The sequence below is a fragment of the Halobacteriovorax sp. RT-2-3 genome (genome assembly GCF_047085075.1).
In the GTDB taxonomy this organism is placed as follows: Bacteria; Bdellovibrionota; Bacteriovoracia; order Bacteriovoracales; family Bacteriovoracaceae; genus Halobacteriovorax_A.
The window spans coordinates 139,817-151,930 of record NZ_JBKIYF010000003.1 but is presented as its reverse complement, the minus strand read 5'-3'; the positions used below and the strand labels follow the sequence as shown (position 1 = coordinate 151,930).

General features: G+C 36.8%; 12 protein-coding genes. 2 read left to right on the top strand and 10 right to left on the bottom strand.

The features are described from left to right. Positions 1-127: 127 nt before the first annotated feature. Positions 128-946: an endonuclease I family protein gene (locus ACMAYX_RS11225; RefSeq protein WP_412469906.1), complete on the bottom strand. Its 819-nt coding sequence runs from the start codon at positions 944-946 to the stop codon at positions 128-130. A 233-nt stretch (positions 947-1,179) separates the two neighbouring features. On the opposite strand from ACMAYX_RS11225, the gene ACMAYX_RS11220 reads away from it, so the two are divergent. Next, on the top strand, positions 1,180-1,584 hold the full coding sequence (locus tag ACMAYX_RS11220; RefSeq protein WP_103216330.1) for a hypothetical protein: 405 nt from the start codon (positions 1,180-1,182) through the stop codon (positions 1,582-1,584). Between the two features lies 1 nt (position 1,585). Here ACMAYX_RS11220 and ACMAYX_RS11215 read toward each other — a convergent pair whose 3' ends face one another. Continuing rightward, positions 1,586-2,833 carry a replication-associated recombination protein A gene (locus ACMAYX_RS11215; RefSeq protein ID WP_103216331.1) on the bottom strand — a complete coding sequence of 416 codons (1,248 nt, stop codon included), beginning with the start codon at positions 2,831-2,833 and terminating at the stop codon, positions 1,586-1,588. 164 nt (positions 2,834-2,997) lie between these two features. On the opposite strand from ACMAYX_RS11215, the gene rpsU reads away from it, so the two are divergent. Beyond that, positions 2,998-3,222: a 30S ribosomal protein S21 gene (gene rpsU, locus ACMAYX_RS11210; RefSeq protein ID WP_021266202.1), complete on the top strand. Its 225-nt coding sequence runs from the start codon at positions 2,998-3,000 to the stop codon at positions 3,220-3,222. Between the two features lie 252 nt (positions 3,223-3,474). Here the strand turns inward: rpsU and ACMAYX_RS11205 are convergent, their stop codons facing one another. From ACMAYX_RS11205 to ACMAYX_RS11170, 8 genes are all read right to left on the bottom strand, one after another. Continuing rightward, positions 3,475-4,296: a hypothetical protein gene (locus ACMAYX_RS11205; protein WP_103216332.1), complete on the bottom strand. Its 822-nt coding sequence runs from the start codon at positions 4,294-4,296 to the stop codon at positions 3,475-3,477. 57 nt (positions 4,297-4,353) lie between these two features. Continuing rightward, on the bottom strand, positions 4,354-4,899 hold the full coding sequence (locus ACMAYX_RS11200) for a hypothetical protein (protein WP_412469905.1): 546 nt from the start codon (positions 4,897-4,899) through the stop codon (positions 4,354-4,356). A 112-nt stretch (positions 4,900-5,011) separates the two neighbouring features. Then, a complete protein-coding gene (locus ACMAYX_RS11195; protein ID WP_146037733.1) occupies positions 5,012-5,854 on the bottom strand; it encodes a pyruvate, water dikinase regulatory protein in 843 nt (280 codons plus the stop codon). A gap of 41 nt (positions 5,855-5,895) precedes the next feature. Next, positions 5,896-6,855, bottom strand: a complete 960-nt coding sequence (gene miaA, locus ACMAYX_RS11190) for a tRNA (adenosine(37)-N6)-dimethylallyltransferase MiaA (protein ID WP_412471955.1) — start codon at positions 6,853-6,855, stop codon at positions 5,896-5,898. After that, positions 6,852-8,543, bottom strand: a complete 1,692-nt coding sequence (mutL, locus tag ACMAYX_RS11185; protein ID WP_103216336.1) for a DNA mismatch repair endonuclease MutL — start codon at positions 8,541-8,543, stop codon at positions 6,852-6,854. Before mutL ends, miaA begins: the two co-directional genes overlap by 4 nt. A gap of 8 nt (positions 8,544-8,551) precedes the next feature. Then, positions 8,552-9,457 carry a GGDEF domain-containing protein gene (locus ACMAYX_RS11180; RefSeq protein ID WP_103216337.1) on the bottom strand — a complete coding sequence of 302 codons (906 nt, stop codon included), beginning with the start codon at positions 9,455-9,457 and terminating at the stop codon, positions 8,552-8,554. 111 nt (positions 9,458-9,568) lie between these two features. Beyond that, entirely contained in the window at positions 9,569-10,795 is a 1,227-nt protein-coding gene (locus ACMAYX_RS11175; RefSeq protein WP_412471954.1) for a glucose-6-phosphate isomerase, read from the bottom strand. After that, the gene (locus ACMAYX_RS11170) at positions 10,795-11,928 is read right to left on the bottom strand and encodes an acyl-CoA dehydrogenase family protein (protein ID WP_103216339.1); all 1,134 of its coding nucleotides are present in this window, start codon (positions 11,926-11,928) and stop codon (positions 10,795-10,797) included. Before ACMAYX_RS11170 ends, ACMAYX_RS11175 begins: the two co-directional genes overlap by 1 nt. Between the last annotated feature and the right edge of the window lie 186 nt (positions 11,929-12,114).

Here is a 12,114-nt window from a genome sequence, read left to right as displayed (position 1 = left end):
ATCCTTGATATTGTTGCTGTATATAAAAGCATCTCAAAGATGAAAGGTTTTGCAAAATAAAAAATGAAATAGAAAGGCCTTCTTAACAGAAGGCCAATATTAGTACTGAAATGGATTAGTCAAATATTTAGAAATTATCGATTTTATCAGCTAGGTTAGCGATGTCGATAAATGGATTTCTATTGTTTTGTACAGAATAGATAATTTCGTTTCTTTCTCTTTCTTCAGCGTCAACTGGATCAAGCTTATCCCACTCTCTAAGAACTTGCTCTTGGTGGTTTGAGATTGAAATATCATATCTTACTGAGAAGTAGAAAAGTGCTCTTGCAACATTTCCTTTGTGCTCAGCTGGTGGTTCGAAAGCACCGTTACCTTGAGTTTGTGAAGCTGTACAATCTTCATAATCAACTGGGAAACCATCTACATTATCAAATTCATAGTTACCTCTTACAGAGTTAGCTTTTGAATCAGTTGGGTATAGGTGGTGTAGGTCTGATTTTTGAAGACCTTTGTCAAAACGACCAGTAAATTTTGATTGTGGCCAAGTGTGCTCGCAGTTAAGAACGTTTGGGCTAGGGATTTGTCCTGGACCCATAGAACGAGTTTGAACTCTTCTTAGTGTCTTTTGGCAATAAACATCTTTAATGTAGTAACCTTTATCATCTTCTTTTAAGTGGATTTTTCCGAAAAGTACTTTTCTAGCGCCTTTGTAACCTAGGCTTCTTTGGCTGTAACAACGACCTTTGTTCTTTGAATCACATCCAAGAACATCTTGAGAATTTGTTTCTTGGTGAGTTGTATTTAGAACTTCGAATAGGTAGCTCTTTAACTCTGCTCCACCTCTTGAAAGAACATCATTAGTTTCTTTCGGGTAGTAGTTATTTAATTCTGCTGCATTACTCGTAAGAGTGAAAAGTAGTGTTGATAGAACGATTGCGATTTTCATCTAATCCCCTTTAGTGGTTTGTGTGTGTGAAGCTTTTATAGGACATAATTATTAAAATGGCTAATAGGAATCTTAAGTTTTTCTAATAATTTCTGTCAGGTAATCTAATTTCAATGTTTAGACGCGCTGCCCTTAATGAAAGTTTAATAATACTATCGAAAAATCTGGATTTATTTAGTCGGGTTTTGTATAAGTCACCAAAGAAAATAACAACATTATTAGGGTAACTTAATATGAAATACATCTTAATTGCATCATTGCTTATATCTTCAAGTGTCTTTGCTTACACTAAGACAACTCTTAATTGTATTAAGAAGCTAACGTATGATCTTAATGTCGATAGTCGTGCGTTTAAAATTAATACTGATGAAGTAGATGCTGATATTGATTTCGAAGGGAGACCTCTTGATGAAGCGATTGCTATCATTAGGACAACTCTTGAATTAAATGGATGTAATAGTAATAACGCAATTAACTTTTCTAAAACACCATCTGGACGTGCAAAAAGCCGTTGTGTCGAACTTGTTCCAGGACAAGACTATTCAATGAGCTGTTATGTTGAATCAAATATGGGATTCTTCTTTGTAACAAAAGACCTTCAAACGGATGCGTTTGTTGTTTATTCTCGTTGGGACTAGACTACTTTCCCCATAGTTCTTCTAAACGTTTCTTTATATTATTTTCTACGCCAATCGCTTTTGGTTGGTAGAACTTTGGCGTTCCTTGAGGTGCGTATTGTTGCTTAACAAAAGCTCCCTCGAAGCTATGTGGATACTGGTAAACAACTTTATGATCTTTATCTGGAAAGTTCTTTAAATGCTCTGGAACTTGGATTGTTTGCGAATTCTCTACATATGCTAAGGCTTCGTTTATTGCATTGTAAGCAGCATTACTCTTAACGGTACTAGCTAGGTAAGTCGTGGCCTGTGCTAGTGTAATTCGTGCTTCAGGCATACCAATATTTTGAACAACATGAAGTGCATTTGTGGCAACAGTGAGTGCATTTAAGTCTGCATTACCCACATCTTCACTCGCAAAGATAACTAAGCGTCTGGCGATAAAGACTGGGTCCTCTCCACCATCAAGCATAACAGCTAGCCATAGAATGGCCGCATTGGGATCACTTCCACGCATACTTTTAATGAAGGCAGAGATTACATCATAGTGGCGATCACCACCAGCATCAAAGTTTCGTGAATTTTCTTTGATAATATTTTTAACTGTTTCAAAGTCAATATCTTCGTCTTGTTCAAGAAGAGAGAAAATAACTTCTAAACTTCCAAGAGCAATGCGAGCATCACCGTTTGCGTATTCACAAATTAGATCGAGATATTCTTGCGATAATTCTTTTTCTAATTTTGTGATCGTTCTCTTTATAAGAGAGCGAATTTTGTCGGTTGTGAATGATTTAAGCTCAATAATCTTCATACGAGAAAGAAGAGCGCGATTAACTGAACGACGAGGATTCTCAGTCGTTGCTCCAATAAGAATAAAGCTTCCTTGTTCCACATGTGGAAGAAGAGCATCTTGTTGGGCCTTATTAAAGCGGTGGATCTCATCAATAAATATAATAGATTTTCTTTGGAAGTCTCGGGCCTCGTCTTGTGCCTTTTGGATAAGCTTCTTAAGTTCTGCTACGCCAGATAAAACTGCGCTAAATTCGTAGAAATTTGCGTGAATTTCACTACCTAGCACCTTGGCCAGCGTGGTTTTTCCACTCCCTGGAGGACCCCAGACAATAAGTGAAGGTATATTTTCACCCTTAAGAAAAGGGAAGCGTCTAGCTAGGGCATCAAAGCCCTCATAATCCTGCTTGCTACTTGGTCTTACTTGATGAGCAAGTGGTGTGACGGATGAATCTTTTGCGCTGAATAAACCTTGTTGCATATATTACCTAAAGTAAGTTGGCCATTGACACATTGTGGGGCCGTCGTGTAATTTAACATACCAATTAAAGCTAGACAAAATTTAGAGCGTTAAAGCTCTGAATAAATCTCATAAAGCTGTCGTTAAAGGTAGTGAGAAAAAAAAAATAGAAGGAGGTGAATGTTATGTCTAAAGATTACTCAATCAAAATCGAGATCGATGAAAGATTAAGTGCGGAAAGAGCTCTTAAGAAATTCAAGAGATACTGCGAAGCTTTCGGTGTTATTAGAGAATACAGAAAGAGACAAGAGTATAAGAAGCCTTCTATTAGAAATAAAGAAAAGCTACAAGCGGCTGAGAAGAGAAGAAAGAAAACTCAGACGAAGTACAGTAGAGGTTCTAAAATCTAATTTGATTTAAATTTCTTATATACTTTAAGGGCTCCCGACGGGAGCCCTTTTTGTTTTTGTGGCACATGACCGAAAGCCGCGCCATCGCTTCGCTTGGCTAGCTTTCTTGAGTCACATTCATCTCTGCTTCAAAACTACCCTTGTGGGTACTTTTGCCGCAGGATGTATATACTTTAAGGGCTCCCGACGGGAGCCCTTTTTGTTTTTGTGGCACATGACCGAAAGCGGACGCATGTCTTAAATGGCACGATGTTAGTAGAACATTAATTTTAAAATACTATTCCAACGAGCGTGCATAACTTTAACGTTACGAACATATTCTCTTGGAAATCCTGTCTGACCTTTTTCTAGGTCCATATGAAATACATTCCATTGCATATTGAGATCACCCAAACGATCGATAAACCAGCGCTTATCTAACTCTGCCATCATTCTTAATTCAAGTGGCGAAAGGAAGTTATCAAGGAATTGTTCAAAGGATGGCTTTAGTTCATTAGGTATAATGTAGATAAAGGCATCATTTGAGTAGTTATACATTTTTCCAACGTAATTCTTATAACTTTCAATATGAGGAACATAGGTTGAAAAATTTGTTCCTTCTGTTAGATGTAGAAGCTGTATATAGGATTGAACACGAAGATTCAGGTTATCAATATTATCAAGTAGAGAGATAAGATTAATATAGTCGTCAACATTTCCATACTGTTGAGTTGGAAGAGAGATGAAGTCTTCGCGAAGCTTTTTAATGTTTCGCTCAGTTGCCTGAATAAGTGGAACGACTTTTTTTATTTCTTGATAACAAGTCTTTTGATTTTTTTTACACTCGTCATAAGCTCCATCAAATTGCAGTACTAATTTAAGAGTATTTTCTCTTAAGTTGATAAAGTCCTGTGATGTGTAAGTAATTCTCTTAACGATATAATAGAAGTCATTCTTAAGTGAGCGCAGTTGCGGACGAACATAGCGACGATAGCTATAGTCATTTAATTTTAGTTTTGAAGAATCAAAATTAAAGTACGGGTATTCCGCAAAACTAGAAAGGGTAAGAAGAATGGCAAAGATTATTTTTTTCACTTCTTAAATGATTGAAGAGGTGGTGCAAAATGTCAATTAGCTTAATAAAAAGTCAAATTAGCCAACGAGATCAAGATCTTCTTGAGGGGCAATGTGACTTAGTTCAATATATTTTGGCTTCTTTTGAAGTGAACGAAACTCCTGAACCCAGCTGTCTGTGTTACATAGAGATATAGAAATATTGTGTTTAGGAATTTTGTGTTTCGCTAAGTTTCTTGGAAAAAGTCTTAGTGGTGAGCCATGTAGCTTGAAGTGCACATCAAGGTGAGATGGAATCTTTCCTGAATAGATGAGTGCTAAGCAAATAAAAGTTCCCGCATTACAAGTTTCAATTTGAATTCTGTCGCTTTTTACTTTTTTAATAAGTGAGAGTAGGTCGCCAGCATATCTTTCAAGTTCTTTTGTATTCAAGTTTTCAAACTTGAAGATGTCTTTTCTGTTTTTTGCCGTTAGAAGTCTCTTCTCATTTTCGGAGAAATTTAGATGAGTAAAATTCGTCATCATTACTTCATCAAAAGTGGGCTCTTGAGTATCGAATTTGTATACAACGTCGGCCCCAGCACCTTTAACTTTGATTTTTCCAGAAAATAAGACCTTAGACACAACGAACCTCGTAGTTACTAAATTGATAATGTTATTTAGTTAATCGGAACGATTGGGTATTTAATTAAGTAAATTTGCTATAAATTTGAAATTTAACTAATTATCGTCGAATTTAGTCGTCAGACTCACTCATTAACTGCTTGAAAATATTATTTTTTCTCATTTGAAGCAATTTCATGATATCTGTGGCCGTCTCTTCTAGGGCGCGGTCAGTAACGTCAAACACAGGCCATCTCTTATTCTTGCCAAAGATTTCATTGGCCCATTCTAACTCTTCGATAACCTTATTCGTATCCGCATAATCTCCTGTGTGCTCAGTAGCACCAAGTTTGTTAAGGCGATTCTTGCGAATTGAATAAAGAGCCTCTGGATCAATTGTTAGAGCAAAGATTTTTCTTTGGTCAATTTCAAAAAGTTCCTTAGGAAGATCTTGTCCATTGATAATAGGGATATTTACAACCTTGATTCCGTGTTGAGATAGGTACACTGAAAGAGGTGTTTTTGATGTACGAGAAATCCCCACAAGAATAACATCTGCTAGGTGGAGAGTTTCAACATTCCTTCCATCGTCGTGGTTAAGCGTAAACTCCATGGCAGCAACACGGTCAAAGTATTCTGAGTTCACAGCGTGTAGAAGGCCAGGCTCACTCTTAGGTTCTTGATGAAAGTAATTAGAGAAAGTCGTTAAAACTGGCCCCATTAGATCAAGGGAGCGCACATGCTTTTGCATTGAGATTTCTTTTGTATATTCTCTAAGTTCTGCTGATACGATTGTGTAGATAACGAGGTCGTGATGAATAGCTGCTTCGTCAAAAATTGATTTAATTTGTTCCTTTGTGCGAACATTCTTAAAACCTGTATAGAAGACTTCGCTTTCTGGGAATTGTGTCATGGCCGCGCGACTGATTGCCTTTGCAGTAGAACCTGTTCCGTCAGAAATAATAATTATTTTCATCTTTTTCAAAATTAACCTCTAATAAAATCGTTATAACTACTTTATTCAAGAATGAAGTCTTCGACAAGGTTATAGATGTCATTTCGCTGACTTAATGGGTGAAAGCGAGATAAAGGAGTCACTTTCTTTAGGAAAGTTTTTTGAGACTTCGCAAGCCTGCGAGTTGCAAAATAAATCTTTTCGATAAGTTCTTCTTCAGATGTAATCTCACCATTTAGATATTGAATCGTTTCTTTATAGCCAATGGTTTTTAGGGCCTTAAGCTCTGGCGAGTGATCATCATTGGCCATAATATCTTCAACCTCTTTAAGCAGTCCCTGTTCTAGCATCTGTTTTGTACGCTTCAGTATAATTTCCCAATGCTCTTCTTTTGGAAGCTCAAGGCAAATATTAAGTGTGTCCCAGCCATGAATATTTGTTGAGAAATCATACGCCCCATGATCATCGGCTTGCTTTTTTTGATCAGAAATCTTCTTCCCCGTCATGCGATGGTACTCATAAGCACGAGTACGACGATAGTGATCGTTCTCATGAAGATTCTCAAGTGACTCAGGATCATGAACCTTAAGATAAGCCACAATTGGGGCCATACCTTCTTTTTCATAAAGATCACGGGCCTCTTGCTGAATGGCCTCATCGGTTGATTCTGATTCATACATGCCGCGAATAAGGCTTCGAAGATAGAAGGCGCTACCTCCAACTAGAATTGGAACAATTCCTTTTAAATGAAGATCATTGATTTTATTTATAGCTAATTCGACAAAGTCAGATGCATTTAATTCTTTCGTAATAGGGGAGATGCTAACGAGATGATGAGTGACACCGTCCATTTCAACTTCGTCTGGCTTTGCACTTCCAATATTTAATTCATTATAAAAGAGAACGCTATCGAAGTTGATAACGTGACATTTCTCAATACCAATACGTTTGGCAAGATCAATGCTAATACCTGTTTTGCCCGATGCAGTTGGCCCTAATAGAAGAATTAATTTCTTTGTCATTTTAGTAATTTTTTTAATTTCTTAGGCGAGATTCTTTTTGCAATTTTCTTTTCTACTAAATCGTAGAAAGAAATAAATGAAAGAAGTCTTCTTACTTCACTTACTTGAAGCTCTAAATCTTCAAGCAGATCATTACCGTTAATAATATTTGCAGATATTTTTGCGTATGGAAGATCTTCGAATACGTGAGACACTGACCTTAGAACACAAGTGTGTGCATCAAGACGTTCAATCTCAATTCCCATTGCCATGTATTGCGATAGGTTTTCCATATCCGTCATATCTTTTGAAATTGGCTCTGAAATTAGTAGAGGAGTCATATTGTCGATATCAATTTGCCCACAAGCTTCATCTAAATATACTTGAGCATCAACAAAGTATGGACCTCTCTCGATGTGATTAAAGAGAAAAATATTTTCACCAAGTGCCGATATCGTTAACTCACTTTGCTGGCCACTTGTATTTTCTCCAAAAAGAGAGCTTTGGCCATGAAAGTCTGTACCTTGATTAAGTTCATTTTGAAATCTTTGTAGATTTAAACCACCGCCAAAGTTATTAGCAATAATATTATCTCCACCTTGGTTGAATAGGGCACTTGATAGAGAGTTGAAATTTGCTTCATCTTCATTCATTTCAAGAGAGTGGTTCTCATTGATATGATCTTGATTTTCTGAAATGAGCTTTTTCGCTGTAGCACTTGTTAGAGAGAATATCTCATTGCTCTTTAAAAATTTAATAATTGTTTTATTTGGATGAACGTTTACATCAATTTCATGCTCAGGCACTCTGAATTGCATGATGTAGTCGCCAGTTAAGCCTTGAGGCCAAAACTTTTCCATATTTCTAATGATGATCTGATGTATCTTTTTGTCAGTGAAGAGACGGTTGTTTACAAAGAGAAACTGTTGCTTTCCGCTGTATCCTTTTGAGGCATCTTTAGAGACGTAGAATTTACAACTTGAACCAAGGTATTCACCATAAGATTGCATTATCTCTGGAATATTTTTGCGTGATTTCTTTTTGAAGATTTCCCCAACTCGATTCACTGTATGTTCTTGAGCACGATAAATTTCAGGGTCTTGGTCATCCCATGTGATTGAGAACTCAACTTGAGGGTAGTTAATTAAGAACGAGTTAATAACACGCTTTAGGGCATTCTTCTCACTCTGTCCTGACTTCACAAATTTCAATCGAACTGGAGTATTAAAGAAAAGGTCTTTGACATAAGTAGAAGTTCCACACTTATGTGTCGAATACTTTGAATGCTCAACCGTTCTAGCTCCGTGAATAACATACTTTGCACCTTCTTCAGGATTTGAACGAGGAGCTGAGTGACATGATATTCGTGCCACTGATGAGATTGAGGCAAGTGCCTCTCCACGAAAGCCAAAAGTATTTAGGCGGTAGATATCTTCGAAGTTATTGATCTTTGAAGTTGCGTGACGGCAAAAGGCGTAGGGAAGTTCATCAAAGAACATTCCATCACCATTATCTTCAATTGCGATAAGATCTAAACCTGCATTAATAATCGTGACTCGAATTTTAGTCGAGTTTGCATCAATTGAATTTTCAAGTAATTCTTTAAGAACATTGGCCGGGCGTTCAACAACCTCACCGGCCTTGATTTGATCAATTAAGTGTTCGGGAAGAAGGTTAATTCTATTTTGTGTATTCTCTGATATTTCCATTATACGAACTAGTCGCGATAGAAATTAACCTGGTTTCTTCCACCTTCCTTGGATTTGTATACTGCAGAGTCGGCCCTTTTAAATAGGTCTGTTCCACTACTAACTCCCTGTCTGTAGTCAGAAACGCCAATCGATGCAGTTACCGGTAACTTATTATCGTCGTAAATGAAATCGTGAGTTTCTACCGCCTTTCTTAGGCGCTCAGCGATTTCGTATGATTGTTTAATATTTGTTTTAGGAAGTAGAACAACAAACTCTTCTCCACCATAACGTGCGAAAATATCAGTTTCTCTAATTCCGTTTGAACGGATAACTTCAGCTAGCTCTTTTAGTACGTAGTCACCAGCATCGTGTCCGTAGTTATCATTAAGTTTCTTAAAGTGATCTAGATCGAAAACAATAAGAGAGAGTGGAGTACCTGTCACTTTTGACTTCTTCACTTCAAGATCAAGTTTCTTGTTGAAGAAAGACTTATTGTAACAACCAGTTAGTCCATCTGTATTTGCTTCTAGTTGAAGCTTATCATAAGTAAGTCTCTCTGGATCACCTTTTGGAAGGTATTTAAGTGCCATTGCACCCATCTTAATGATGTCACCTTTTTGAAGATCAGTAGGAGCTTCAACTTTACTATTATTTAAAAAAGTTCCATTTCTAGAACCAAGATCAACTACCTGATATCCATCCGCAGATGAAACTAACTTGAAGTGCTCTCTTGAGATACCATTAAACTCTAATGGAATATCACATTTTGCACTTCGGCCAACAGTAATCTCTTCTGCTTTTAAATCAAAAAGAGTGCCGTTTAAATCACCACCAACAACAAGAAGGGCCGCAGGCTTATCTTCGGCTTCTTTATTCGCTGATGCTAGGGCAGCTTTAATGTCAGTCAATACTAGAGTAGCGTCATCACTCATATTCGTCCTTTCAGTACTTTATAATAGATTGTTTTCCCTGTTGATTTTAACTAGCGCCCCGATTTTAATCAAGATTGGAAAACATTTCTATCTGTCTAAATCGTGTATTTCTCATAGGTTATCAAGCCATTCAAAGCTATATATTTTTCCGGCCTCAACTCCTGGTTGGTTAAACGGATCAATATTTAGGCAATAACCTGTGATAGCTGTCAGGTACTCGAAGAATACAATCAACTTGGCCAAATTTACTTCATTTAGTTTTTCTATTTCAAAAGTAATATGTGGAACTCTTTGTTCTGTTAAAGCTTTTTGAGTTCCGTAGAATTCTGAATCGATTAAATTCTTCAGTGTGTACTTTCCGAGTTTTTGTAATTTCGGATGATTGAATGAATTTCTTAATTCAAAATTGTTTGCGAACTCTTTTACATGGACGAGGATCATTACTTTATTTAACGGGCCTTCCATGAATAATTGCATTTGTGAATGTTGATCAGTAGCACCATAAGAAGGAATTGGAGTTATACCAATTCTTGTTCCATCTTCTTTTTTCTTCCCAAGACTCTCTGCCCATAGTTGTACAAACCAAAATGCAAAGTCTCTCATTTTACTCGAATAAGGCATAATAACAGTTTGGTCATAGCCTTGTTCAAGATGATTTAGAAATGTTGAAGTTACTTCTTTTAGTTCTGATGATTCTTTTAGTGACTGTCCATATTCGAAACCGCTTTTGCAAAGAGCTTGAATATCAATTCCAGCAAAGAGAGCAGGTAATAAGCCTACAGGAGTTAAAACACTAAAACGCCCACCAATATTTGATGGGATTGCCAAAGTTGTAATACCTAGCTCATCTCCAAGATCTCTTAGTTGTGAGTTATCTGGGTCACTTGCAAATACAAAATAATTTTTTAAATCTTCTTCGGCGACTCCTGACTGTACTAATTCATTTGCAAGAATTGCAAAAGAAGCAAGTGTTTCAGCAGTACCACCAGACTTTGATACAACATAGATTAGAGAGTTCTTTAAATCGATACTATCTAGTAGTTCCTTTGTATCGTCTGGATCAATATTATTAAAGAAATGAAAACGACGTTTCATATCTTTTCTTAGTGCGCTTACTAGCATCTCTGGCCCAAGTGCACTTCCACCAATTCCTACTTGGACAAAGTCACGTCGAGAATTAAATTTAGAAAAGATATCAACACACTGTTGTTGATAATATTCTTCATTTAATTTTGAAACAAATTCAAAACGAGGGTTTGATTGAAAGTTTTCAATTTCCTCTAGAATTTGCTCTGACTTGTCTTTATGTTGAATAAAGGAATTAATTGAAACTTTCATTAGGCTCCGTATTCCTTCTTTAGAAGACGAGAGATAACCACTTTTTGAATTTGGTTTGTTCCTTCAACAATTTGAAGAACTTTTGCATCTCTCATAAATCTCTCGACTGGATACTCTTTTGTATAACCAACTCCACCAAGAATTTGAACAGCATCAGTCGTAACTTTCATTGCTGTATCACTTGCACGCATCTTTGCCATTGAAGCAAGCTTTTGATTTGAAGCTCCGTCATCAATTGATTTTGCAGCAGCTTGAACAAGTAGTCTTGCAGCTTCGACATCACAGGCCATATCGGCCATCATGAACTGTAGTCCTTGGAAGTCAAAGATTGCTTGTTTAAATTGTTGTCTTTCTAGTGAGTATTTAATTGCTTCATCTAGTGCACGTTGAGCACAACCAACAGAGATTGATCCAATTGCGATTCGACCTTTATCAAGCCCACTCATTGCAACTTTGAAACCTTCACCTTCTTTTTGAAGAAGGTTAGCGTCAGGAACAAAACAGTTTTCAAATAGAAGTTCACGAGTAGGTGAGATATTCCATCCCATTTTTCTTTCTTTTTTACCGTATGAGAATCCTTCCATTCCGTCTTCTACGATAAATGCAGAAACACCTTTTGCTCCTTCTCCACCTGTTCTTGCCATTACAATATATGTTTTCGCAATTCCACCTGAAGTGATCCAAAGTTTAGAACCATTTAAAATATAGCCACCTTCAACTTTCTTTGCTGTCGTCTTAAGACCTGCAGCATCTGAACCTGCACCAGACTCTGAAAGAGCAAAAGCTCCAATGGCCTGACCACTAGTTAGTTCTGGAAGGTATTTTTGTTTTTGTTCTTCATTTCCAAAAGTATTTAGAATTGATTGAACCATTGATGAAACAGAAATTGTCACAGCATAGGCCACTGATGACTTTGCAATTTCTTCAAGTGCATAACTATAGTCTTGAACTGGAAGATCAAGTCCACCGTATTCTTCAGAAACAGTCATTCCTGTAAAACCTAGCTCTCCAAGTTCATTGAAGATTTCCATGCGAAACTTTCCTTCGAAATCATCGTGCTCCATATGTGGCTCGATTTTCTCTAGGCGAAAGCGCTTAAGTCCCTCTACAATCTCTTTTTGCATTTCATTCATATCTAAACCCTTAGAATTGTTCAATTAATTATAAAATCTACCTACAGTACCAAATAAATCATAAATGGTTAAATTTTATGAAATTTAATGCCGCTTTCTTGAATTCTTAAACGTAATTACAGTATCTTAGATGATGTAGTGATTAACTAGGTTTTATTTAATGGATTTGTGCGATACAATAGAACA